This is a genomic window from Falsigemmobacter intermedius, from assembly GCF_004054105.1.
GTDB classification, from domain to species: Bacteria; Pseudomonadota; Alphaproteobacteria; order Rhodobacterales; family Rhodobacteraceae; genus Wagnerdoeblera; species Wagnerdoeblera intermedia.
On sequence record NZ_SBLC01000012.1, the window covers coordinates 1 to 22,315 of the forward strand.

Sequence of the window (22,315 nt, forward strand, 5' to 3'; positions counted from 1 at the left end):
TAATGGATTGTGACGATCCCACCTTGGCACAAAGATGCCGTCGGGGGGCGGTTACAACATCAGCGCCTCATTACCCCTCCGCCGATCCGCAATCAGGCTGCTCCAACGGCGCCTGCGGCTCACCAGTGTGGCGGGCGCTGGTCGGCCAGGGGGATGGAGTTCGAGCCATCCGCCTCGCGTTCGGCCTCGCGCTCCATCAGCATGCCGACGCGGCGCAGCAGGACGTCGATTTCGCGGCTTTGGCGGGCGACAACGTCAGAAAGGTCGTCCACCGCGCGGTTGAGGTGGGCGACCAGGACTTCAAGGGCTTCGATACGATCTGTCATGGCGCGCTTTTAGCAGGCTCTCAGCTGATCCGCACCAGCTGTTTGCCGGTGTTCTTCCCCTGCAAAAGTCCGGCGAAGGCCTCAGGCGCGGCCTCAAGCCCATTGGCCACGGTCTCATGCCAGAGGATTTTTCCGGCCTCGACCAGGGGCAGCACTTCGTCAAAGAAGGCCCCGCGGTGGGCGGCGTGATCGGAGACGATGAAGCCTTCCACACGCAGGCGTTTCTGAATGATCGGCATCCAGATATGGCTGGCCGGGGGGGCGGAGGCAGGGTCGTTATACCAGGCAATCGCCCCGCAGAGCGCGATGCGGCCGAAGGTATTCATGCGCGGCAGAACCGCCTGCAGCGTGGTGCCGCCGACATTCTCAAAATAAATATCAACGCCGTGGGGGGCGGCCTCTGCGATTTCTTTCGACAGCTCTCTGGCCTCTTTGCCGCGGTGATCGAGACAAAGATCGCAGCCAAACTCCGCCACGGCCTGCGCGCATTTGTCAGCGCCCCCGGCGACGCCGATCACGCGCAGACCCTTTTCACGCGCAAGCTGCGCGGCAAGGCTGCCCACGGCCCCGGCTGCCGAGGAGACCAGGATGGTTTCACCGGCCTTTGCCTCCGCAATGCGGTTCAGCCCGGTCCAGGCGGTCATCCCCGGCATGCCCAGAACCGAGAGCCAGGCCTGCGGCGGCACACGGCTGCCACGGGGCAGCTTTTGTGCACCGGCGGCTTTCAGCACGGCATATTCGGCCCAGGGGCCATGGGCCAGCACCAGATCTCCGGCCTCAAAGCCCGGATCATGGCTTTCCATCACCTCGGCGATCACGCCCCCGTCGAGGGGGGCATTGAGGCGGAAGGGCTCGACATAGCTTTTGGCGTCATTCATCCGACCGCGCATATAGGGATCAAGGGAGAGCCAGCGGATCTGCACGAGGATCTCGCCCTGCACGGGCCGGGGCAGGTCACGCTCGGCCATGTGGTAGACCTCCGGCCCGGGCAGTCCGGTCGGGCGGGCGACAAGATGAAGCTCACGGCTGCGGGTCATGGTCGCTTTCCTTATTTCGTTTCACGGCGCATGCGGGCCTGGTCCAGCAGCTCTGCCACCTTTGGCCCCATGGCCTCAACAATCTTTGTCACCCCCTCGCGGTTGGGGTGGATGCCATCGCCCTGCATAAAGTCACGCATGACAGAGAGATTGGTCTCGCCGCGCACCAGCGGCTTGAGGAAACTTTCGCCTAAGAGAACACCATGCTTTTCGGCCAGTTCCGGATACAGGCGGTCAAACTCTTCGCGGTACTGCGGGCCGTAGTTTCCCGGCGCTTCCATGGCGACCAGCAGGACGGGGACGTCTTTTGCCGCAGCGCCGGAGAGAATCGCGTCCAGGTTGCGGCGGGTCAGCGCGGGGTCCAGCCCCCGCAGCAGATCATTGCCGCCAAGGGTGACGATCATCGCATCGGCCCCCTCAGAAAGGGTCCATTCCAGCCTGGACAGGCCACCCTGCGAGGTATCTCCGGACACACCTGCGTTAACAAGCTGAACATCGTAACCTTTTTGGCGCAGCCAGGCTTCCAGTTGCGGCACAAAGCCGTCACCTTCAGCCAGACCATACCCCTGGGTCAGGCTGTCGCCGAGCGCGATGAGCTTTTGCGGCTGCGCCTGAGCAGGGGCGGCCAGCAAAAGGAAGGCCGTAAGGGCAGAGACAACCGGAACGCAAAGGGCTGATCGGGCAATGACAGAGCAGGCAGAAACGAAGACCACGGTGCTTTCCCTCAGTGATGTGCAACTGGAGCTGGCAGGCAATGCCGGTCCGGTGACGATCCTACGCGGGATTTCTCTCAATGTAGAGGCCGGAGAGACCATCGGGCTGATCGGCCCCTCCGGCTCCGGCAAATCTTCGCTTCTGATGCTGATGGGCGGGCTGGAGCGGGCCACGGGGGGGGATATGATCGCCCTGGGGCAAAATCTCGGTGCGATGTCCGAAGATGCCCTCGCGCGCTTCCGGCGTGATAATATGGGGGTGGTCTTTCAGAGCTTCCATCTGCTGCCGACGATGACCGCGCTGGAGAATGTGGCCGTGCCGCTGGAGCTTGCGGGGGCGAAGGATGCCTTTGCGCGCGCCCGCGAAGAACTGGTGTCGGTCGGGCTCGGGGCGCGCGTTGATCATTATCCCGCGCAGATGTCGGGCGGAGAGCAGCAGCGCGTGGCGCTTGCCCGCGCCTCGGTGACGCGCCCGCGCATTCTGCTCGCGGATGAGCCGACCGGGAACCTCGACGGGGTGAACGGGCAGGCGATCATGGATCTGCTCTTCGGTCTGCGGGATCGTCATGGTGCGACCCTGGTGCTTGTTACCCATGCGCCGGAACTGGCCGCGCGCTGCGACCGGGTGATCCGTCTGGTCGACGGCCGGATTGATGCGGAGGCAGGCGCTGCCGGCCGCCCGGCGGAGGGTGCGGCATGAAGGGCAGCACGGCACTGGCCCTGAGGCTTGCCCTGCGCGAGATGCGCGGCGGGCTGCGGGGCTTTCGGGTCTTTCTCATCTGCCTCGTGCTCGGAGTGGCGGCGATCTCGGCGGTGGGCATGCTGCGGCAGGCGATTTCAGCCGGGCTGGACCGCGAGGGCGCGGTCATGCTCGGCGGGGATGCGCGGCTGAAATATACCTACCGCTATGCGACGGAAGCTGAGCGCGCCTTTATGGAGCGGGTGGCCCAGCCGGGCGGGGTGAGCGAAATCCTTGATTTCCGCTCTATGGCGGTGCGCGGTGAGGGGGAGACGGCGGAACATGCGCTGACCCAGGTGAAAGGCGTCGACGGGGCCTGGCCGCTGCTGGGCGCGGCGGAGTTTGAGCCTGCGATGCCTGTGGCTGAGGTCTTCGCCCCCAGGGACGGTCTGCCGGGGGCCGCGATGGACCGGGTGCTGGCCGATCGGCTTGGCCTCATCGTGGGCGAGACGTTTCGGCTGGGGGTTCAGAGTTTTCATCTGAGCGCGATTCTGGTGAGCGAGCCGGATAATGTCACCGGCGGATTTGGCTTTGGCCCGCGCACGCTGGTGAAAAGCGCCGATCTGGCTGAGGCCGGACTTCTGGGCCCGGGCACGCTTTTTGAGACCGAATACCGCCTGCGTCTGCCCGCAGAGGCGGATCTGAACGCCGTGAAGGCCGAAGCGGAGGCGGCATTCCCTGAAAGCGGCCTGCGCTGGCAGGACCGTCGCCGCGCCGCGCCCGGGATTGAGCGCTTTGTGGAGCGTATGGCCTCTTTCCTGGTGCTTGTGGGGCTGGCAGGTCTGGCCGTCGGGGGCGTTGGCATCTCTTCTGCGGTGCGCGCCTGGGCGGAGAGCAAGACCGCCACCATCGCCACGCTGAAGACCCTTGGCGCGGGCCAGGGGCTGATCTTTCGCATGGGGCTTTTGCAGATCGGTCTGCTGACGCTGCTCGGCATCGCGCTGGGCCTTGTGCTGGGCACGGTGCTGCCTTTGCTGGCGGCCCCGCTTCTCAGCCGTCTGCTGCCGGTGCCTGCGGTTTTTGAAATCTCCGGTCCGGCCCTGGCGGAGGCTGCCTTTTACGGCGCGCTGACGGCGCTGATCTTCACGCTCTGGCCGCTGGCGCGGATGGCGCGGATCCGGGCGGCCTCGCTTTACCGCGACGGTCTGGGGCGCGGTGCCGGGCCGGGGATGGCGGCGGCTTTGATGGTGGCGCTTTTGTCGCTGGTGCTGCTGGGCGGTGCGGTCCTTTTCTCGGGGATGCCTGCGATCACACTGGCGGCAGGAGGCGGGATCGCGCTCTCGCTTGGCGTTTTGTTGCTGGTGGCGGCGGCTTTGCGGCGGCTTGCGGGCTGGCTCGCCCGGCGGCCATTGCTGCGCGGTCGCGTGGCTTTGCGCATGGCGCTGTCTTCGATGGGGGGGCCGGGCGGTGAGTTGCGGGCCGTGGTGCTGGCGCTCGGGCTGGGGCTGACGGTGCTTTCTGCCGTAGGGCAGATCGATGCCAACCTGCGCCGTGCCATCGGCGATGAACTGCCCGAGCGGGCGCCGTCGTATTTCTTCGTCGATATTCAGAACGATCAGATCGGCGCGTTTCTGGCGCATCTGGAGGCGGATGCGGCGGTGCGCGATGTTGAGACTGCGCCGATGCTGCGCGGGGTGCTCAGTAAGATCAACGGCCGCCCGGCGAAAGAGGTGGCGGGCGAGCATTGGGTGGCGCGGGGCGACCGCGGTCTGACCTATGCCGATGCTTTGCCCGAGGGCACCCGCATTACCGCCGGGCGCTGGTGGGAGGCGGGGCATTCCGGCCCGCCTGAGGTCAGCTTTGCGCAGAAGGAGGCTGATGAGATCGGGCTGAAGCTTGGCGATAAAGTCACAGTGACTGTTCTGGGCCGCGGGATTGAGGCGGAGATCACCTCCTTTCGGGAGGTGGATTTCCGCACCGGGGGGATTGGCTTTGTGATGATGCTGAGCCCCGATGCTCTCGCGGGGGCGCCCCATACCCATATCGCCACAGTGTATTCGACGCCCGAAGAGGAGGGCCGGGTGCTGCGCGAGATCGCGCAGAAATGGCCCAATATCACTGCCATCCCGATCCGCGATGCGGTGGCCACGGCCTCAGAGGCGCTCTCAGCCCTGGCGACCGCGACCTCGGCTGCGGCGCTGGCAACGCTGCTGACCGGCTTTGTGGTGCTGGTGGGGGCCTCGGCGGCCGGAGAGCGGGCGCGGGTCTATGAGGCGGCGGTGCTGAAGGTGCTCGGCGCGTCGCGGGCCTCGGTGCTGGCGGGCTTTGCACTGCGCTCAGCGCTGGCGGGGGCTGCGGCTGCGGCGGTGGCGGTGCTGGCAGGCTCCGTCGCGTCCTGGGCGGTGATGCGCTTTGTGATGGAGCTGCCCTGGCGCTTTGCGGCGCTTCCTGCCGCGCTGATCATCAGCGGCGGTGTTCTGGTGGTGCTGATCGCGGGGGCGGTTTTCCTGTGGCGCCCGCTGGCGGCGCGTCCGGCCTCGGTTTTGCGGGCGCGGGACTGAAAAAGGGGCCTCAGGCTTTAGCGGAGAGGCCGGGGAGGGCGCTGCCCTCCCCGGACCCCACCCGGAGTATTTGGAAAAAGCCAAACTCCGGGTGGGGAGAAGGTCAGCGGGTGAACCAGGGCGCGAGGTTTTTGCGCAGGCGCTCCAGAACGGAAGCTTCCGAGGTGTCGGGGATGAATTTCTGACCGGTGATCATCTCATAGGCCTCGATATAGGTGGCAGAGGTCTGAGCGATCATCTCGCCAGGGATCTCGGGGATCTCGTCTTTGTAGGGATCAACGCGGGCCGCCACCCAGGCGCGGATGACGTCTTTGTCAAAGCTCGGCGGGCGGGTGCCGGCCTCAAAGGCGGCCTCATAGCCTTCGGCCTTCCAGTAGCGGCTGGAATCGGGGGTGTGGATTTCATCGGCAATGCGCAGCACGCCGTCCTGGTCGAGGCCGAATTCATATTTGGTGTCGCAGAGAATCAGGCCCTTTTCGGCTGCCTCATTCTGGCCGCGTTCAAAGAGCGCGAGGGCGACCTCTGAGACCTGATCCCAGAGTGCTTTGGGCAGCAGGCCCGTGTCGATGATTTCTTTGGCAGTCAGCGGTTCATCATGGCCGCCGTCAAATTCTTTCGAGGTGGGGGTGATGATGGCCTGAGGGAGCTTCTGGTTGTCGCGCAGACCCTCGGGCAGGGTGTGGCCATACATCTCGCGCACGCCCTGTTTATACATGGTCAGCACCGAAGTGCCGGTGGTGCCTGCGAGATAGCCGCGCACGACCACTTCGACGGGAAGAATTTTCAGGTGGCGCCCGATCACCGCATTGGGATCGGGATAGGAGAGCACGTGATTGGGGCAGATGTCTTCGGTGCGGTCAAACCAGTAGCGCGCCACGCCGGTCAGCACCTGGCCTTTCCAGGGAATGCAGGCGAGGATGCGGTCGAAGGCCGAGATGCGGTCCGAGGAGATCAGGATGCGGCGCGCGCCCTCTCCCTCATCGGGGAGGTCGTAGCAATCGCGCACCTTGCCGCGATAGAGGTTCGGCAGTTCCGGGATGATGGCGTCGGGAAGGGTGCGCATGATGCCTCGCTTGGATCTTGAGCGGCGTCGGGGGTGACTGCGCGCGCTATCCGCCCTTTCGGGGGGCAAAGTCAAGCGAAGGGGGGCCTCAGTTGGCCTTTGAGGCCGGTTTGAAGGGTAAAGGCAGCACCGGCAGGCCGTCTTCGATCATGGCGCGGGCTTCTTCGGGCTTTGCTTCGCCCCAGATGGCGCGTTCCGGGGCGCGGCCTTCATGGATGTCGCGGGCCTCTTTGGCGAAGGAGACGCCGACATATTCTGAGTTCTGCTCTACGTGACGGCGCAGTTCGGCCAGGGCGGCCTCGCGCTCATTGCGGGGCTGGCGGAGAGGGGCGGGGGCTTTGGTGGTCTTACCGACCGCCGGGGCCATCAGCATTTTCGCCACCTTTGCAGAGCCGCAGTCGGGGCAGGTCAGCTGCGCGGCGGACTGCAGACGTTCAAAGGCTGTGGCAGAGCCAAACCAGCTGTCGAATTCATGGCCCTGATCGCATTTCAGATCATAGCGGATCATTTCATCTTCCCGTCACGTTCCTGCGGCAGACTTAACCTCTGGCGCTGTGGATACAAGGGGGGGGGGGCGCTCTGGCAGATCGGCTGAACCCCTTGGCGGGTGGTAAAATTTCCATGGCCTCTGGCTGAGGGCCTGCGGGGTCCTATATGAGGGGCTGAGGTTGATGAAAGGGGCGCTGATGTCGATGGGTGAGGCGGATCCGGGCCGCAGGGTTCTGGAAATTGCGGGTGCAGATCGTGAGAGCTTTCTGCAGGGGCTGATCACCCAGGATGTCCGGCGTCTGGGCGAGGGGGCGCTTTATGCCGCGCTGCTGACGCCGCAGGGAAAGTATCTGGCGGATTTTTTCCTGGTGGCCGCGCCCGGGCGTGGGGTGATTTTGCTTGATGCCGCAGAGGCGCAGGCCGGCGATCTTCTGCGCCGCCTGTCGATGTACCGGCTGCGGGCGGATGTGCAGATCACGGAAAGCGCTTTGAAGGTCAGCCGTGGGCTCGGTCCGGCCCCTGCCGGGGCGGTGGCCGATCCGCGGCATCCGGACCTGGGCTGGCGGCTTTATTCGGACACCGAGGGGGCTGCGCCCTCGATCGACTGGGATGCGCTGCGCGTGGCCCATGTCATCCCGGAGGCCGGGATCGAGCTGATCCCGAATGAGACCTATATTCTCGAGGCCGGTTTTGAGCGTCTGGCAGGCGTGGATTTTCGCAAAGGCTGCTATGTCGGGCAGGAAGTGACCGCCCGGATGAAGCATAAAACCGAGCTGCGTAAAGGCTTTGTCCAGGTCGCTGTTGAGGGCGAGGCCGGCCCCGGCACGCCGATCCTGCAGGGCGACAAAGAGGTGGGAACGCTGTTCACCCGTGCGGGGGACCGCGCCATTGCCTGGCTGCGCTTTGACCGTGCCGAGGGAGAGATGCAGGCGGGCTTGGCAAAGGTGCGGCGGGTCTGATCCCGCCGCAGGTCAGTTGCTCAGCTCAGGCGCCGGCCGCTTTTCCAAACGGCTGTCAGCCTGAACTCCTCTGTCAGGGTCAGGAGATCGGCGCGGCCACCGGCAGCGATGCGCCCGCAGCTGGCGCCGATGACATCCGCCGGAACCGAGGTGGCCATGGCGATGGCACGGGCGGGGTCAATCCCGGCGGTTCGGGTCAGGACCGCGACGCTCTCGGGCAGGGTGATATCAGCCCCCGCGAGGGTGCCGTCCTGAAGGGTCAGCCGCCCGTCGCGGCGCAGCACCTGACGACCGTTGAGGGTAAAGCCGTCATCGCCGGTGCCCGTTACGGCCATGGCATCAGAGACGAGGTAGATCCCGGCGCTCCTGGCCCGCAGCGCGATCTGCATCATCGGCAGCGAGATGTGGTGGCCGTCGGCGATCATCCCCGCGCAAAGGGATCCGGCCAGAACGGCGCCGGCAAGGCCCGGGGCGCGGCCCTGGGGCTGGCTCATGGCGTTAAAGAGATGGGTGGCGCAGCGCGCGCCTGCGCGGGTGGCGCTTTCGGCCTCTTCAAAGCTGCAGTCGCTGTGGCCGAGCGAGACGATCACCCCCCCGGCGGCCAGCCTTGTGATCTGGGCGTCGCTGACGGCGGCCGGGGCAAGGGTGACCATCAGCGCGGGCAGGGCCTGCGCCGCAGCGAGAAGGCGCTGCAGGTCTTTGTCGGTCATCGGGCGGATCAGTGCGGGATCATGCGCCCCCTTGCGGGCCGGATCGAGATGCGGCCCCTCAAGATGGAGACCCAGAAAGCCGGGCAGATCGCGGCAGGCGATCCCGGCCGCAATCACACGGGCTGTCACTTCGGCGCTGTCGGTGATCAGAGTCGGCAGGATCGAGGTGGCGCCCAGCTTTGCATGGGTGTCCAGCAGACGCGCGATCTGTGCCGGATCCGTGGTCGGGCCCAGCATCTCGCCGCCGCCGCCATTGACCTGCAGATCCACCATCCCCGGTGTCACAAGACCCTCTGCGCGCAGCTGCGGCAGGGGGCCCGTGCGGTCTGAGAGCGCGGCGATATGACCATCCTCAATGTGAAGGACGAGATCTTCGTGAAAGCTCTCACCGTCAAAGAGGCGGGGCGCGATAAGGGCGAAGCGGTCCATCACGCCTCCCTGAGGGAAAAGGCAAGCGCCATGGCGCCGTCAAGTGCGGTGCCACAGGCGGCGCGTTCCGGCCAGCGCTGACCAATGCGGGTGGCCCAGAGCAGCCCGAGACCGCCGGTCCAGGTGACGGGCAGGGGGCTGCCCTCCTGCAGCCGCTCAATCAAAGCCGCGATGTCTTCGGCTGCAGTGTTCAGAACGGCCGCGGCCATGGGATCATCGGGGTCCTCAAACAGCGCCGGGGCAAGGCGGGCGTAGTCGGCGGGGCGGGCGTCTTTGGCAAAGCCGGGCAGCGCTGCGGCCCCGCCCAAATCTGCCAGCGTGGCGCGGCCCAGCGGTGTCAGCGGGGCGATGCCGTCCACACCGCGCAGGGTTGCTGCCAGCCGCATGCGGCCCAGAACCGCGCCGGAGCCTTCGTCACCGAGGTGAAATCCCCAGCCGCCGATCTGGCTGTAGTGGCCCCCGCGCAGAGAGGCAAAGACCGATCCGGTGCCGATCGCGGCGACGATCCCGTCGCTCTCGCCCAGGGCACCCCGGGTGCTGGTCCAGGCATCCGTCACCACGCGGGCCCGTTCAAAGGGCAGGCGGCCGGCCCAGAGCGCGCTGTCGGAGATATTGACCCCCGCAAGCCCCAGCCCCGCGCTCACCCGCTCCAGCGCGGAAGGCGGAAGGCCTGCGGCTTTCAGGGCCGCCTGGCTGCCGGCGATTATGTTGCGCAAAGTGCCTTCCAGGTCGGTGGAGATATTGGCCGGACCTTCCGACACTTCCGCCAGCACCCTGCCTGAGGCATCGCTCAGGCGCAGACGGCATCCGGTGCCGCCGCCATCAACCCCAAGGAAATATTGCATAAACCTGCTCCTTTCCCTGTAGTTTAGCGCGCCGCAGCGCGCTCTGCCAGCAGAGCCTTGCGCCGGAGGGTGGTCAGTCCGCCGCGCAGACCGCAGAACACGGGGGCGCGCCGGGATGGCGGACCGGAACCGTGGTTTCCGGCGTCTGGCTGATCCAGGTGTTGCGCGCCAGGGCTTTGCCCGAGGCGTCGCGCAAAACGCAGGTCACCGGGCGTCCGGCTGTGGGGGTGGCGACAACCACCTCGTAAAACCCGGCCGCACTGGCCTTGAGCGAGGTGACCTTCAGGTTCTCTCCGGCAGCCAGAGCAGGCATCGGCACAGCCCCTCCCATCAGCAAAGCGATCAGCAGGCTCAGGTGGCGGGGCAGTGAAGTCATGGGAGTGGTCCGTCAACATCGGAGACTGAGCAGAGAACGCCGCCGTCTCAGGGCGGCTGCAACGCGATGAACGCAAAATCGCGTGAGCAAAAATCAGGGCCGGCGCGCCTGTCGCTGCCGGCCCTGAGGATGGATCAGCTGTCCATCTTGAGTGCGTTGATGAAGGCTTCCTGCGGGATCTCCACCTTGCCGAACTGGCGCATCTTCTTCTTACCGGCCTTCTGCTTTTCCAGAAGTTTCTTCTTCCGGGTGGCGTCGCCGCCGTAGCATTTCGCGGTCACGTCTTTGCGCATCGCGCTCAGCGTTTCGCGGGCCACCACGCGGCCACCGATGGCCGCCTGGATCGGAATTTTGAACATATGCCGCGGGATCAGATCCTTCAGCTTTTCCACCATCGAGCGGCCGCGGCTTTCCGCGCGGTCACGGTGGACCATCATCGAAAGCGCATCCACCGGTTCATCGTTCACCAGGATCGACATCTTGACCAGATAGTCTTCCTGATAGCCCGTGATCTGATAGTCAAACGACGCATAGCCCTTGGTCACCGACTTCAGGCGGTCGTAGAAGTCAAAGACCACTTCGTTCAGCGGCAGGTCATATTCGACCATGGCGCGCTGACCGGCATAGGTCAGGTTCAGCTGCACACCGCGACGGTCCTGGCAGAGTTTCAGAATATCGCCCAGATATTCATCAGGCACCATGATGGTCGCTTTGATGCGCGGCTCTTCGATGTGATCGACATAGGTCAGATCGGGCATATCGGCGGGGTTGTGAAGATCCCTGACGGTGCCGTCTTTCATGTGCAGGTGATAGACCACCGACGGAGCCGTGGTGATCAGATCCATGTCGTATTCCCGCTCAAGGCGGTCACGGATCACTTCGAGGTGCAACAGCCCCAGGAAGCCGCAGCGGAAGCCAAAGCCAAGCGCGGCCGAGGTTTCCATCTCATAGCTGAAGGAGGCGTCGTTCAGGGCGAGTTTTTCGATCGCATCACGCAGCGCTTCAAAGTCGGCAGCATCAACCGGGAAAAGGCCGCAGAAGACCACCGGCTGTGCAGGCTTAAAGCCCGGCAGCGCTTCAGCGGTCGGCTTTCTCTCATGGGTGATGGTGTCGCCCACGCGGGTGTCGCGGACCTGTTTGATCGAGGCGGTGAAGACGCCGATCTCGCCCGGGCCCAGTTCCGGCCAGTCGACCATTTTGGGACGCAGCACGGCGAGCTTGTCGATGCCATAGACCGCACCGGTCTGCATCATTTTCACCCGGTCGCCCTTTTTGATGACGCCGTCCATGACGCGGATCATAACGACCACGCCGAGGTAGGCGTCATACCAGCTGTCCACCAGCATGGCTTTGAGGGGCGCGTTGCGGTCGCCCGTGGGGGCGGGCAGGCGGGTGACGATGGCTTCCAGCACATCAGGGATGCCAAGGCCGGTCTTGGCCGAGATCATCACCGAATCTGACGCATCAATGCCGATGACGTCTTCGATATTCTCTTTAACGCGCTCAGGATCAGCGGCGGGCAGATCGATCTTGTTGAGGACCGGCACGATTTCATGCCCGGCGTCCAGCGCCTGGTAGACGTTGGCCAGGGTCTGGGCTTCAACGCCCTGCGAGGCGTCAACCACCAGAAGCGAGCCTTCCACGGCGCGCATCGAGCGGGAAACCTCATAGCCGAAGTCAACGTGGCCGGGGGTGTCGATCAGGTTCAGAACATAGGTCTGCCCGTCTTTGGCCGTATAGTCGATCCGGACGGAGTTGGCCTTGATCGTGATCCCGCGCTCGCGCTCGATATCCATGCTGTCGAGCAGCTGCGCCTTCATATCGCGATCAGCCACCGTGCCAGTGCCCTGGATCAGCCGGTCGGCAAGGGTGGATTTACCGTGGTCGATATGGGCCACGATGGAGAAGTTGCGGATGAGGTTCAGCTCGGTCATGGCGCGCGTATATCCTGCCCGTGATGAGGCGTGAAGAGGAATTGCGAGAGAGCAAAAATGATTTTGCCGCAGGGGGTGTCGCGGCCAGGGGCAGGGCAGCGCTTTCGCCGCAGAAAACCCCGAAAGCGAAAGGGGCCGCGCATGGCACGGCCCCTTTGCAGATCCCCTCCGGCAGCGCTCAGCGGCCGAGCGCGTTGCGCAGGCTTTCCAGCACCGGGCCGACCAGGGCCGGGTTATTGCGGGTGGTCTCAACGGCGGCTTTCAACTGCGCTTTGGTTGCTGCATCCAGCGAAGAGGCTTCGATCAGCTCCAGCGCGCGGTCAGCGGTGAAGGTGGCGGCATCAAGCGCGGCATCGCCGGCTGCGGCGGCGGCATCGCCTGCGGCTTCCGCAGCCTGATCGGCGGCATTGGCCGCAGCTTCGGCGGCGGCATTGGCGGCAGGTGCGAGGCTGTCTTTCACCGCGCCCATGGCTTCGGCGGCCGCATCCGCAGCTTTCTCAGCCGCATCGGCTGCGGCATCAGCTGCAGCGCCTGCAGCTTCTTTGGCTTTTTCAGCAGCTTCGCGGGCGGCGGCTTCGGCGGCCGCCGCAGCGGCAGCTTCTTCAGCGGCTTTCGCTTCCGCAGCCTCGGCTTCGGCTTTCACACGGGCCTCTTCGGCGGCTTTGGCTTCAGCGGCTTCGGCCTCGGCTTTCAGGCGGGCTTCCTCAGCGGCTTTTGCTTCGGCAGCGGCACGCTCGGCCTCAAGACGGGCGGTTTCCTGAGCGGGCAGGTGAACCAGCTGATAATAACCGCCGCCTGCCAGCAGAACGAGCAGTGCGCCGAAGAAAATGGACTTGTTCATGAAACCTCCTCATGATCCTGTGGTCTTCAGGCGGACCCGGGCTGAGGGTCGCCTGAGGATTGCTCTGGCTGATTATGCGCAAAACATCCGTTTTGCACGCTGTTTTGCGGCGGCTCTGCGCCTGTGGCACCGGCAGGCTTTAGAATGCGGGTTGAAAGTCACACCCTCTGGCCTTATTTTGCGCGTAAGTTTTCCCTGCTTACGGAGAGAGACCATAGCACGCAGACCTCATAACGCCCCGCCGCAACGTGAAACGGGGCCGCGCGTAAACGAACGTATCCGCGCAACGGAGATTCGCCTCATCGGGGCGGATGGCGAGAATGTGGGCGTTGTCACGCCGGCTCGCGCTCTGGCAATGGCCGAAGAAGCCGGGCTTGACCTGGTAGAGATTTCGCCCAACGCTGAGCCCCCGGTCTGCAAGATTATGGACTTCGGCAAGTTCAAATTCGAACAGCAGAAGCGCGAAGCCGAAGCCCGTAAGAAGCAAAAGATCATTGAGATCAAGGAAATCAAGTTCCGTCCGGGTACGGATGAGCATGATTACCAGGTCAAAATGCGCTCGGTTATCAAATTCCTGACCGACGGCGACAAGGTGAAAGTCACCCTGCGCTTCCGTGGCCGGGAAATGGCGCACCAGCAGCTCGGTATGGAACTGCTGAACCGCGTCGCCGGCGAAGTCACCGAGATCGGCAAAGTGGAATCGATGCCCAAGCTCGAAGGCCGCCAGATGGTCATGATGATCGGCCCGAAATAAGGCCTGATCCTTTGATTTGAAAAGCCCCGCCGGGATCCTCCGGCGGGGCTTTTTGCTGTCCGGCGCGAAGCCTTTCCTGGCAGGCGGGGGGCCGGTTTCACACCGGCCCCCCGCGCTTTTCTTACTTCTCGGGCAGTAGCCCGCGCGGGCTGAACCTCAGCACCAGCAGCAGAATGATCCCCATGGTCAGCATCCGCATATGGGCGGCGCTGTCGATCAGATGCTTCTTCAGCCAGTAGCCATCGGCCATGCCTGCGGTGATCATCTGCATCAGCCAGATCCCCATCGGCTCCACCATGATCCAGAGCCACCAGATCAGCATGCCGCCCAGCAGCGAGCCCCAGTTGTTGCCCGATCCCCCCACGATCACCATGACCCAGATCAGGAAGGTGAAGCGCAAAGGCTGATAGCTGCCCGGGGTCAGCTGACCATCGAGCGTGGTCATCATCGCACCGGCCACGCCGACGACCGCCGAGCCCAGCACGAAGATCTGCAGATGGCGGCGGGTGACGTCTTTGCCCATAGCCGCGGCTGAGACCTCATTGTCGCGGATCGCGCGCATCATGCGGCCCCAGGGGCTGCGCCAGGACAGCTCTACCAGGGTGATCAGCAAAAGAAGCACGGCCAGGAACAGCCCCGCATAGCTGAGCTTCACGATGATGCTTGATGCCGTGGCAGCACTTGCGCCCCAATCGGCAGCCCAGGCCAGAAAGCCCTGATCCTGCTGCAGTTCCACCTCATAGGGGACGGGCCAGGGACGCGGGATGCCGATGACGTTTTTAACCCCGCGGTTCAGCCAGTCCTCATTTTTCAGGATCGCAATGATGATCTCTGAAATCCCGAGGGTGGCGATCGCCAGATAATCCGAGCGCAGACCGAGAGCAGTTTTGCCGATGATCCAGGCAGCCCCTGCCGCAAGAAGCCCGCCCGCAGGCCAGGCAAAGAGGACGGGAAGGCCCATGCCGCCAAGAAATCCGGTCCCGGCGGGGTTGACCGCCTCAACCGCGCTGACCGCCGGGCTGAAAATCCTGCCGTAAAGCCAGAAGCCGACAATCAGAAAGGCCACAATGACCAACCCGCGCAGCTTGCCGGGGGGCAGCTTTTTCCACATCAGAACCGCACCGGCGATGGTCGCAGCCCCGATCAGCAGCCCGAGCAGAATGCCCATGCCGCCGGCGGCCCAGGCCTCTGGCACCGGGGGAATCGAGACCAGAACGGCGGCCAGACCGCCAAGCGCCACAAAGCCCATGATCCCGATGTTGAAGAGCCCGGCATAACCCCACTGCATATTCACACCGAGGGCCATGATGGCCCCGATCAGCCCCATGTTGACGATGGCCAGCGTCAGGTTCCAGCCATAGACATAAGCCGTCGCCAGATAGAGCAGCGCCACCGCGCCGAAAAGGAGGACAGGACGAAGACGCGCGCTCATACCGATTTTCCTTTGAAAATGCCGGTCGGCCTGATCAGCAGAACAACCACCAGAATGGCGAAGGAAACGGCGAATTTGTAATCCGTCCCCATCAGCTGCATCAGCCCCTCAGGGGCCAGGCTCTCGGGCAGCAGATAGGTGGCGACCTTCTTCCAGGCATAGGTCACCGTCACTTCCGAGAAGGCGATCACAAAACCGCCCGCGATGGCGCCGACCGGATTGCCAAGCCCGCCCACCACAGCCGAGGCAAAGATCGGCAGCAGAAGCTGGAAATAGGTGAAGGCTTTAAAGCTTTTATCAAGGCCATAAAGCACGCCGGCCGTAGTCGCCAGGGCCGCCACGATCATCCAGGTGACGCGCACCACGTGATCAGGGTTGATGCCCGACAATAGCGCGAGATCTTCGTTGTCCGAAAACGCCCGCATGGATTTGCCGGTGCGGGTGCGGTTCAGGAACCAGAAGAGCAGCGCCACCGCAATGGCCGCCGTCACCAGGGTGATGACCTGCGTCATGCGCAGCGCCAGCGGCTCTGCCAGACCGGTGGCATCGCGAAAGCCTTTGGCGGTGATCAGAAACCGCTCGCCATCGACGAAATTGATGTCGCCAACCCCGATGATGAAGCGGTTGAGCCCGTTCATCACGAACATCACCCCCATCGAGACCATGACGAAGATCACCGGCGCGGCTTTCACGCGGCGGTAGAAGCGGTAGACCAGCCGGTCGGTGCCGAGGAGAAGCGCGATGGTGGCCGCGATCCCGAAGGGCAGCGCCAGCAGCGCCGTGGGCAGCGGGCCGAAGGTAATGCCCGCCGCCGTCAGCCCCCAGGTCACCAGGATGGTGGCCGCCGTGCCGAAGGCCATGGTGTCGCCATGGGCAAAGTTTGAGAACCGCAGGATGCCATAGACCAGCGTCACCCCAAGCGCCCCAAGCGCAAGCTGCGCGCCATAGGTGGCTCCGGGGATCACCACGAAATTAAGAAGCGCCACAAAGGCGTTGAGAATATCCATCAGCGGACCTCCCCGAAGAGGTGACCGACACCCGGCGGCAGCACCGCGATCTGAGCGAAAAGCATCGTCATCTCTCAGCCCCCCAGGAAGGAGCGGCGGACCTCCGGATCGGCCATCAGGGCCTTGCCGGTGTCGGTGAATCGATTGGCACCCTGCACAAGGACATAACCCTTATCGGCAATCTCCAGCGCCTGGCGGGCGTTTTGCTCGACCATCAGGATCGAGATGCCGGTGCGGGCGATCTCGATGATGCGGTCAAAAAGCTCATCCATCACGATGGGCGAGACGCCCGCCGTCGGCTCATCGAGCATCAGGACTTTCGGGCGGGTCATCAGCGCGCGGCCCACGGCGACCTGCTGGCGCTGACCACCTGACAGCTCTCCTGCGGGCTGGTTGCGCTTTTCTTTCAGGATCGGAAACAGATCATAAACCTGCGCCATGGTATCGCGGAAATCATCACGCCGGATGAAGGCCCCCATCTCCAGGTTCTCCTCGACCGACATCGAGGTGAAGATGTTATGGGTCTGCGGCACAAAGCCCATGCCCTTGACCACGCGGTCCTGCGGGCTGAGGCGGGTGATATCCTCTCCGTCAAAGCGCACCGCGCCTTCGCGCAGGTTCAGCATGCCGAAAACGGCCTTCATCGCGGTGGATTTCCCCGCGCCATTGGGGCCGACGATCACGGCAATCTCGCCGCGCTCCACCGCCAGGGTGCAGCCGTGCAGGATGTCTGCGCCGCCATACCCCCCGGTCATATTTTCGCCGATCAGGAAGGGTTCAGCCATGGGCGGCCTCATCTTTAACTTTGTTTTTCAGGCCCGTGCCGAGATAGGCCTCGATCACGCGCTCGTCGTTTTTGACCTCATCGACGGTGCCCTGGGCGAGAACCTTGCCCTCTGCCATCACGATCACCGGGTTACAGAGCCGGGCGATGAAATCCATGTCATGTTCAATGACGCAGAAGGTATAGCCGCGCTCGCGGTTCAGCCGGAGGATGGCATCGCCGATGGTGTTGAGAAGCGTGCGGTTCACGCCCGCGCCCACTTCATCGAGAAAGACGATTTTGGCGTCGACCATCATGGTGCGGCCAAGCTCAACCAGCTTTTTCTGCCCGCCCGAGATCTGGCTCGCTTTCTGGTCCGCCAGATGCGAGATGGTCAGAAATTCCAGCACCTCATCGGCCTTTGCGCGCAAAGCCCGCTCTTCCCCGGCGATGCGTTTGCGCCCGAACCAGGTGTTCCACAGCGTCTCACCGGACTGGCCCGGCGGCACCATCATCAGGTTCTCGCGCACCGTCATCGAGCCGAATTCATGGGCGATCTGAAAGGTTCTGAGCAGGCCTTTGTGAAACAGCACATGCGGCGGCAGGCCTGAAATATCCTCGCCTGCCATGGTGACGCGACCCGAGGTGGGCGGCAGCCGTCCGGCGATGACGTTGAAAAGGGTGGTTTTTCCGGCTCCGTTCGGGCCGATCAGCCCGGTGATGGATCCGGTTTCGATGGTCAGTGATGCACCGTCAACGGCGTGAAATCCGCCGAAATGTCGGTGGAGATTCTCCACGACAATCATTTGCAGCTCCCCGTGCGGGCCGTGCCTGCAAAGGGCCGGCCGCGTTTTCTTCTGGGTCTTTGAGAAGGGACTGCCCGCGGTCTGTTCCGCAGGCAGTCCGCTCAGATCAGCGGTATTTCACCACGGTGAGTTTGCCGTCTTTCATCTCGGTTTCGCGGTAGCTGCCAGCGCTTTCGCGGCCGTTCACGAAGGTGACCGAGGTCGCGCCCTCATAATCAACGGTGCCACCATTGTTCAGGATTTCCAGCGCCTTGGCCAGCTCGCCGGGATAGATTTTCTCGCCTTCGCCATTGGCGATATTGAGGATCTCTTTCTTGTAGACCGCCGGATCACTGGATTTGGCTTTCGCCATGGCCAGCATCATCAGGGCTGCGGCGTCATAGCTTTCAGCAGCGAATGCCGAGTTGCCGTCAAAGCCTGCGGCTTTGGCCAGTTCCATGAACTTATCGCGGCCTTCGCCTTCCGAGGCAGGGTTGGTGCCGAAAGAGCCGTCGATCTGGGTGCCGAAGTTGGTCTCCAGCGGGGTGCCGACCATGCCATCGGGGAAGAGGAATTTATCAAAAGCACCCGAATCGAGCGAGCCGCGAATGATCCCCGAGCCGCCCTGGTCGACATAGCCCGCCAGCACCAGCAGATCGCCGCCCGCTGCCGCCAGAGCACCGACTTCCGCGCTGTAGTCGGCTTTGCCGTCTTCGTGGGGGGCGTTGATGGTGACCTTACCGCCGATGGCTTCAAAGGCGGCCTGGAAGGCATCTGCCAGACCCTTGCCGTAGTCGTTGTTGGTATAGGTCACGGCGACGGTTTTAAAGCCGCGCTCCTGCAGCACTTCGGCCATCACAACGCCCTGACGCGCGTCCGAAGGCGAGGTGCGGTAGAAAAGGTCATTGGCCTCAATGGTCGAAAGCGCCGGCGAGGTGGCCGAGGGCGCGATCATCACAACGCCGTTCGGCATGGCGACGTTTTGCAGCGTGGCCGTGGTCTCGCCCGAGCACATGCCGCCGACGATGCCGCGCACTTTGTCCGAGGTCACGATCCGCTCCATGGCGGCGGTGGCTGCGGCGGCGTCGATGCAGGTGGTATCGGCTTTATGCGTGGTGATGGTCGAGCCGTCGAGCAGCAGGCCGGAATCGCTCACCTCTTTGAAGGCCATTTCCGCCGCAGCGGTCATGCCCGGCGCCATGGATTCCAGCGGGCCGGTATAGCCGATCGAAATGCCCATCGGAATCACCTCACCCGCCTGGGCAGCCGTGCCCAGAGCGAAGACGGCGGTGGTGGCAAGCAGCAGTCTTTTCATAACATTCTCCCTGTTTCGGAGGGCTTTGCCCCCCTGATTTGCGGATCTTGTGCCCGCTCCGGCCCTGACAGCCATTAAACGCCCCGTCGCGCAACACTGCGACGGCACGGTCAGGATCCGGCTGACGCCGAAGGGGCAGAAAAAAGGCCCTGACGAAATTGCTAACTGACAAAAACCCCTCTGGATAGCCCCCGCGTTACGGCAGCCGCCTGCATCGGTGTTTGCGTCAAAGATCGAAGAAGTATTAACCTTTTATCTGCAGCAGAAAGCGGCAGGGGCGCGTCCCCGGAGCATGGGCGAGGAGGACGGGAATGAAGATTGTGAAGGCCACGGCGCGGGCTCTGAACGGGATCGCGGAGTATCAGGGACGCGCGGGGCGGGGGGAATACTGGTGGTTTCTCCTTTTCTGCGTTCTGGTGGCCGCAGCGCTGATCGGGCTGGATGTGGCCTTTCAGGGCGGGGATTACCGCTTTGGCATGGCCGATGTCTGGGCGCTTCTGACCGTGGCGCCGCTTGCCTCAACCGGGGCGCGGCGGCTTCATGACACCGGGCGTTCGGGCTGGTGGCAGCTGGTGGTTCTGGTGCCGGTCTTCGGGGCACTCCTGCTGGTCGCCTGGCTGGCTAAGCCCTCTGATCCAAAGAAAAATGCCTTCGGTAAGCCGGTGCCGCCGCTGGCGAAACTCTGACGGTAGAAGGGATCTTCGGTGATGCTGCGTCTTTTGGCTTTTGCCTGTCTTGCGGTGGTTGCAACCGCCCCCCTGGCGCGGGCGCTGCCCTCCTCGGCGGGGGAGCTGAGCATTGAGCGCATCACCGATGGCCTGACTGAGCCCTGGGCCTTCGGCTTTCTGCCCGAAGGTGAGGGCGGGCTGATCACTGAGCGGGGCGGGCGGCTCCTGCGGCTGGCAGAGGGGCGGCTGAGCGCGCTCGGGGGTGTGCCTGAGACGGCGCAGGGCGGGCAGGGCGGACTTCTCGATCTGCTGATTCCCAAAGATTTCGCCCGCAGCCGGGAAATCTATGTGCTCTATGCCGCCAAAACACCCGGGGGATCGGCCACCACCCTCGGCCGCGGCCGTCTTGAGCCGGGGGGACCGGCGCTGAGCGGGTTCAAAGCGCTCTGGTCGGGGGACAGCGCCCCGGGCGTACGCCATTTCGGGGCGCGGATGGTGGAAAGTCCGCAGGGACATCTGCTGATCGGTCTTGGCGATCGCGGGACCGGGCCGGGCGGCACCGAGGCGCAGGATCCGGAGATCTCCCATGGCAAGGTCATGGCGCTTTCGCGGGAGGGCCAGCCGCTGGAGCTTGCACCGGGTCTGCCTGCCGGGGTCTTCAGTCTGGGACATCGCAATATCCAGGGCGCGGCCCTGGATGCGCAGGGGCGGCTCTGGGTCAGTGAACATGGTGCGCGCGGCGGCGATGAGATCAATCTGATCAGGCCTGGCGCCAATTATGGCTGGCCGGTCATCAGCTATGGCCGCAATTACAACGGCGCGGCGATCGGCATCGGGCCTCGCGCGGAGGGGATGGAGCAGCCCGCGCTCTATTGGGATCCTTCCGTCGCGCCCTCAGGCCTCGTGGTGCTGAAGGGAGAGGGCTTTGCGGGCTGGACGGGCAGCCTGCTGGCAGGAAGCCTCAAGGATGACCATATCGTGCGGATCGACCCCGCCGCGGGCTTCGCCCGGGAGGTGTTGCGGGCGCCCCAGACCGCGCGGGTGCGCGATCTGCGCGAGGCCCCCGATGGCAGTCTGTGGTTTTTGTCGGTGGGCCAGGGCGCGCTTTACCGCCTCAGCCCGAAGGCCAAACCCGGCTGAATCATCGCTGAAGCCAATTACGGGTAGCGCGATGCAGGTCTGCGTCCTATATCCGATGTATTAACTGCCGTTTACGGAGAGACCCCATGACCCTGGGCTGGAACAAATCTGACTGGCGCAACATGCCGCGGATCCAGATGCCGGATTATCCGGATCAGGATGCGCTGCACGCGGTTGAGGCTCAGCTGGCAAAGTTTCCCCCCCTGGTTTTTGCAGGGGAAGCGCGGAAGCTGAAGAAACAGCTGGCGGAAGCGGGTGCGGGACGCGCCTTCCTGTTGCAGGGCGGCGACTGCGCCGAAAGCTTCTCGGAATTTTCGGCTGATAACATCCGCGACACCTATAAGGTGCTGTTGCAGATGGCGGTGGTTCTGACCTTTGGCGCCAAGGTCCCGGTCATCAAGATCGGCCGCATGGCCGGACAGTTCGCCAAGCCCCGCTCGGCCCCGACCGAGGTGATCGGCGGCGTGGAATACCCCAGCTACCGCGGGGATATCATCAATGGGTTCGACGCGACCGAGGAGTCGCGCCGTCCGGATCCGAACCGGATGCTGCAGGCCTATACCCAGGCCGCGGCCTCGCTGAACCTTCTGCGCGCCTTTTCGATGGGCGGTTATGCCGATATCCACCGGGTTCATTCCTGGACGCTGGGTTTTGCCGAATACGACAAGGTTGAGCGCTATAAGGCGCTCTCGGACCGTATTTCTGATGCGCTTGATTTCATGCGCGCTGCCGGTGTGGACGGCGGCAATGTGCATCAGCTCTCGACGGTGGACTTCTACACCAGCCACGAGGCGCTGCTGCTGGAATATGAAGAAGCGCTCTGCCGGATCGATTCGACTACCGGCCTGCCGGTGGCGGGGTCGGGCCATATGATCTGGATCGGCGACCGCACCCGTCAGGTTGACGGCGCGCATGTGAATTTCTGCCGCGGTGTGCAGAACCCGATCGGGCTGAAATGCGGCCCCTCGATGAGCACGGATGATCTGAAAAAGCTGCTCAGACTGCTGAACCCCGAGAATGAGCCGGGTCGTCTGACGCTGATCGCGCGTTTTGGTGCGGGCAAGGTGGGGGATCACCTGCCGCGCCTGGTGCGGGCGGTTCAGGAAGAAGGCGCCAATGTCGTCTGGTCCTGTGACCCGATGCACGGCAATACGATCAAAGCGGCGAGCGGCTATAAGACCCGTCCGTTTGATTCCGTGCTGCGCGAAGTGCGGGAGTTCTTCGCCGTGCATAACGCCGAAGGCTCGATCCCCGGTGGTGTGCATTTTGAGATGACCGGTCAGGATGTCACGGAATGCACCGGAGGCCTGCGCGCTGTGAGTGATGAGGATCTCTCGGATCGTTATCACACGGCCTGCGATCCGCGGCTCAATGCCTCGCAGTCGCTGGAGCTGGCCTTCCTGGTGGCAGAAGAGCTTTCGGCGCAGCGTGAGCGTCTGCGGGCTGTTGCGGGCTGAGCGCTTTTAAACGGTTGAGATTTGAGACCCCC

Annotated in this window: 22 protein-coding genes; 7 read left to right on the plus strand and 15 right to left on the minus strand. The window is 64.0% G+C overall.

Annotated elements, in window-relative coordinates:
- Positions 1 to 119 precede the first annotated feature (119 nt).
- Genes EP867_RS09960 through EP867_RS09970 form a run of 3 tightly spaced genes read right to left on the minus strand, consistent with a single transcriptional unit; the run spans position 120 to position 2,076 of the window.
- Positions 120 to 326: a SlyX family protein gene (locus tag EP867_RS09960; protein ID WP_128488715.1), complete on the minus strand. Its 207-nt coding sequence runs from the start codon at positions 324 to 326 to the stop codon at positions 120 to 122.
- Positions 327 to 346: 20 nt separating this feature from the next.
- Positions 347 to 1,363 carry an NADP-dependent oxidoreductase gene (locus EP867_RS09965; protein ID WP_128488717.1) on the minus strand — a complete coding sequence of 339 codons (1,017 nt, stop codon included), beginning with the start codon at positions 1,361 to 1,363 and terminating at the stop codon, positions 347 to 349.
- Positions 1,364 to 1,374: 11 nt separating this feature from the next.
- A complete protein-coding gene (locus tag EP867_RS09970) occupies positions 1,375 to 2,076 on the minus strand; it encodes an arylesterase (protein ID WP_174722315.1) in 702 nt (233 codons plus the stop codon).
- Here EP867_RS09970 and EP867_RS09975 point away from each other — a divergent pair.
- Entirely contained in the window at positions 2,048 to 2,776 is a 729-nt protein-coding gene (locus EP867_RS09975) for an ABC transporter ATP-binding protein (RefSeq protein WP_128488721.1), read from the plus strand. The genes EP867_RS09970 and EP867_RS09975 overlap by 29 nt on opposite strands.
- On the plus strand, positions 2,773 to 5,316 hold the full coding sequence (locus EP867_RS09980) for an ABC transporter permease (protein WP_128488723.1): 2,544 nt from the start codon (positions 2,773 to 2,775) through the stop codon (positions 5,314 to 5,316). Before EP867_RS09975 ends, EP867_RS09980 begins: the two co-directional genes overlap by 4 nt.
- A gap of 103 nt (positions 5,317 to 5,419) precedes the next feature.
- Here EP867_RS09980 and EP867_RS09985 read toward each other — a convergent pair whose 3' ends face one another.
- The gene (locus EP867_RS09985; protein ID WP_128488725.1) at positions 5,420 to 6,379 is read right to left on the minus strand and encodes a phosphoribosylaminoimidazolesuccinocarboxamide synthase; all 960 of its coding nucleotides are present in this window, start codon (positions 6,377 to 6,379) and stop codon (positions 5,420 to 5,422) included.
- Between the two features lie 88 nt (positions 6,380 to 6,467).
- Positions 6,468 to 6,887 carry a DUF1178 family protein gene (locus EP867_RS09990; protein WP_128488727.1) on the minus strand — a complete coding sequence of 140 codons (420 nt, stop codon included), beginning with the start codon at positions 6,885 to 6,887 and terminating at the stop codon, positions 6,468 to 6,470.
- Between the two features lie 163 nt (positions 6,888 to 7,050).
- On the opposite strand from EP867_RS09990, the gene ygfZ reads away from it, so the two are divergent.
- Positions 7,051 to 7,827: a CAF17-like 4Fe-4S cluster assembly/insertion protein YgfZ gene (gene ygfZ, locus EP867_RS09995; protein ID WP_241656882.1), complete on the plus strand. Its 777-nt coding sequence runs from the start codon at positions 7,051 to 7,053 to the stop codon at positions 7,825 to 7,827.
- A gap of 20 nt (positions 7,828 to 7,847) precedes the next feature.
- Here the strand turns inward: ygfZ and EP867_RS10000 are convergent, their stop codons facing one another.
- From EP867_RS10000 to EP867_RS10020, 5 genes are all read right to left on the minus strand, one after another.
- Positions 7,848 to 8,966 (minus strand): N-acetylglucosamine-6-phosphate deacetylase, encoded by a 1,119-nt coding sequence (locus EP867_RS10000; protein ID WP_128488729.1) that lies wholly within the window; start codon positions 8,964 to 8,966, stop codon positions 7,848 to 7,850.
- Entirely contained in the window at positions 8,966 to 9,811 is an 846-nt protein-coding gene (locus tag EP867_RS10005; RefSeq protein WP_128488731.1) for a BadF/BadG/BcrA/BcrD ATPase family protein, read from the minus strand. Before EP867_RS10005 ends, EP867_RS10000 begins: the two co-directional genes overlap by 1 nt.
- Before the next feature lie 73 nt (positions 9,812 to 9,884).
- Entirely contained in the window at positions 9,885 to 10,187 is a 303-nt protein-coding gene (locus EP867_RS10010; RefSeq protein ID WP_128488733.1) for a hypothetical protein, read from the minus strand.
- Between the two features lie 134 nt (positions 10,188 to 10,321).
- Positions 10,322 to 12,121: a translation elongation factor 4 gene (lepA, locus tag EP867_RS10015; protein ID WP_128488735.1), complete on the minus strand. Its 1,800-nt coding sequence runs from the start codon at positions 12,119 to 12,121 to the stop codon at positions 10,322 to 10,324.
- A gap of 178 nt (positions 12,122 to 12,299) precedes the next feature.
- The gene (locus tag EP867_RS10020; protein WP_128488737.1) at positions 12,300 to 12,962 is read right to left on the minus strand and encodes a hypothetical protein; all 663 of its coding nucleotides are present in this window, start codon (positions 12,960 to 12,962) and stop codon (positions 12,300 to 12,302) included.
- On the opposite strand from EP867_RS10020, the gene infC reads away from it, so the two are divergent.
- Positions 12,949 to 13,716 carry a translation initiation factor IF-3 gene (gene infC / locus EP867_RS10025; protein ID WP_322099010.1) on the plus strand — a complete coding sequence of 256 codons (768 nt, stop codon included), beginning with the start codon at positions 12,949 to 12,951 and terminating at the stop codon, positions 13,714 to 13,716. The two genes, EP867_RS10020 and infC, sit on opposite strands and share 14 nt — an antisense overlap.
- Positions 13,717 to 13,837: 121 nt before the next feature.
- On the opposite strand, the gene EP867_RS10030 is transcribed toward infC, so the two are convergent.
- From EP867_RS10030 to EP867_RS10050, 5 genes are all read right to left on the minus strand, one after another.
- On the minus strand, positions 13,838 to 15,148 hold the full coding sequence (locus EP867_RS10030) for a branched-chain amino acid ABC transporter permease (protein WP_128488739.1): 1,311 nt from the start codon (positions 15,146 to 15,148) through the stop codon (positions 13,838 to 13,840).
- Positions 15,145 to 16,155: a branched-chain amino acid ABC transporter permease gene (locus tag EP867_RS10035; protein WP_128488741.1), complete on the minus strand. Its 1,011-nt coding sequence runs from the start codon at positions 16,153 to 16,155 to the stop codon at positions 15,145 to 15,147. Before EP867_RS10035 ends, EP867_RS10030 begins: the two co-directional genes overlap by 4 nt.
- Positions 16,156 to 16,229: 74 nt before the next feature.
- Entirely contained in the window at positions 16,230 to 16,940 is a 711-nt protein-coding gene (locus EP867_RS10040; protein ID WP_128488743.1) for an ABC transporter ATP-binding protein, read from the minus strand.
- Positions 16,933 to 17,724 carry an ABC transporter ATP-binding protein gene (locus EP867_RS10045; RefSeq protein ID WP_128488745.1) on the minus strand — a complete coding sequence of 264 codons (792 nt, stop codon included), beginning with the start codon at positions 17,722 to 17,724 and terminating at the stop codon, positions 16,933 to 16,935. Before EP867_RS10045 ends, EP867_RS10040 begins: the two co-directional genes overlap by 8 nt.
- A gap of 106 nt (positions 17,725 to 17,830) precedes the next feature.
- The gene (locus EP867_RS10050; protein ID WP_128488747.1) at positions 17,831 to 19,018 is read right to left on the minus strand and encodes an ABC transporter substrate-binding protein; all 1,188 of its coding nucleotides are present in this window, start codon (positions 19,016 to 19,018) and stop codon (positions 17,831 to 17,833) included.
- A gap of 311 nt (positions 19,019 to 19,329) precedes the next feature.
- Between EP867_RS10050 and EP867_RS10055 the strand changes: the two genes are divergently transcribed.
- From EP867_RS10055 to EP867_RS10065, 3 genes are all read left to right on the plus strand, one after another.
- Positions 19,330 to 19,704, plus strand: coding sequence for a DUF805 domain-containing protein (locus EP867_RS10055; RefSeq protein ID WP_128488749.1), 375 nt, complete (start codon positions 19,330 to 19,332; stop codon positions 19,702 to 19,704).
- A gap of 21 nt (positions 19,705 to 19,725) precedes the next feature.
- A complete protein-coding gene (locus tag EP867_RS10060) occupies positions 19,726 to 20,826 on the plus strand; it encodes a PQQ-dependent sugar dehydrogenase (RefSeq protein ID WP_128488751.1) in 1,101 nt (366 codons plus the stop codon).
- Between the two features lie 86 nt (positions 20,827 to 20,912).
- Complete coding sequence (locus tag EP867_RS10065; protein ID WP_128488753.1) at positions 20,913 to 22,283, plus strand: class II 3-deoxy-7-phosphoheptulonate synthase; 1,371 nt, start codon at positions 20,913 to 20,915, stop codon at positions 22,281 to 22,283.
- Positions 22,284 to 22,315: the final 32 nt, after the last annotated feature.

Bases quoted from the DNA above. Each gene is read 5' to 3' on its own strand.
- EP867_RS09985 (WP_128488725.1), bottom strand. From the start codon at position 6,379: ATGCGCACCCTTCCCGACGCCATCATCCCGGAACTGCCGAACCTCTAT.
- EP867_RS10005 (WP_128488731.1), bottom strand. From the start codon at position 9,811: ATGCAATATTTCCTTGGGGTTGATGGCGGCGGCACCGGATGCCGTCTG.
- EP867_RS10055 (WP_128488749.1), top strand. From the start codon at position 19,330: ATGAAGATTGTGAAGGCCACGGCGCGGGCTCTGAACGGGATCGCGGAG.
- EP867_RS10045 (WP_128488745.1), bottom strand. From the start codon at position 17,724: ATGATTGTCGTGGAGAATCTCCACCGACATTTCGGCGGATTTCACGCC.
- EP867_RS10035 (WP_128488741.1), bottom strand. From the start codon at position 16,155: ATGGATATTCTCAACGCCTTTGTGGCGCTTCTTAATTTCGTGGTGATC.
- EP867_RS10050 (WP_128488747.1), bottom strand. From the start codon at position 19,018: ATGAAAAGACTGCTGCTTGCCACCACCGCCGTCTTCGCTCTGGGCACG.
- EP867_RS10010 (WP_128488733.1), bottom strand. From the start codon at position 10,187: ATGACTTCACTGCCCCGCCACCTGAGCCTGCTGATCGCTTTGCTGATG.
- EP867_RS10030 (WP_128488739.1), bottom strand. From the start codon at position 15,148: ATGAGCGCGCGTCTTCGTCCTGTCCTCCTTTTCGGCGCGGTGGCGCTG.
- EP867_RS09990 (WP_128488727.1), bottom strand. From the start codon at position 6,887: ATGATCCGCTATGATCTGAAATGCGATCAGGGCCATGAATTCGACAGC.
- EP867_RS10060 (WP_128488751.1), top strand. From the start codon at position 19,726: ATGCTGCGTCTTTTGGCTTTTGCCTGTCTTGCGGTGGTTGCAACCGCC.
- EP867_RS09965 (WP_128488717.1), bottom strand. From the start codon at position 1,363: ATGACCCGCAGCCGTGAGCTTCATCTTGTCGCCCGCCCGACCGGACTG.
- EP867_RS10020 (WP_128488737.1), bottom strand. From the start codon at position 12,962: ATGAACAAGTCCATTTTCTTCGGCGCACTGCTCGTTCTGCTGGCAGGC.
- infC (WP_322099010.1), top strand. From the start codon at position 12,949: ATGGACTTGTTCATGAAACCTCCTCATGATCCTGTGGTCTTCAGGCGG.
- EP867_RS09980 (WP_128488723.1), top strand. From the start codon at position 2,773: ATGAAGGGCAGCACGGCACTGGCCCTGAGGCTTGCCCTGCGCGAGATG.
- lepA (WP_128488735.1), bottom strand. From the start codon at position 12,121: ATGACCGAGCTGAACCTCATCCGCAACTTCTCCATCGTGGCCCATATC.
- EP867_RS10065 (WP_128488753.1), top strand. From the start codon at position 20,913: ATGACCCTGGGCTGGAACAAATCTGACTGGCGCAACATGCCGCGGATC.
- ygfZ (WP_241656882.1), top strand. From the start codon at position 7,051: ATGAAAGGGGCGCTGATGTCGATGGGTGAGGCGGATCCGGGCCGCAGG.
- EP867_RS09975 (WP_128488721.1), top strand. From the start codon at position 2,048: ATGACAGAGCAGGCAGAAACGAAGACCACGGTGCTTTCCCTCAGTGAT.
- EP867_RS10000 (WP_128488729.1), bottom strand. From the start codon at position 8,966: ATGGACCGCTTCGCCCTTATCGCGCCCCGCCTCTTTGACGGTGAGAGC.
- EP867_RS10040 (WP_128488743.1), bottom strand. From the start codon at position 16,940: ATGGCTGAACCCTTCCTGATCGGCGAAAATATGACCGGGGGGTATGGC.
- EP867_RS09960 (WP_128488715.1), bottom strand. From the start codon at position 326: ATGACAGATCGTATCGAAGCCCTTGAAGTCCTGGTCGCCCACCTCAAC.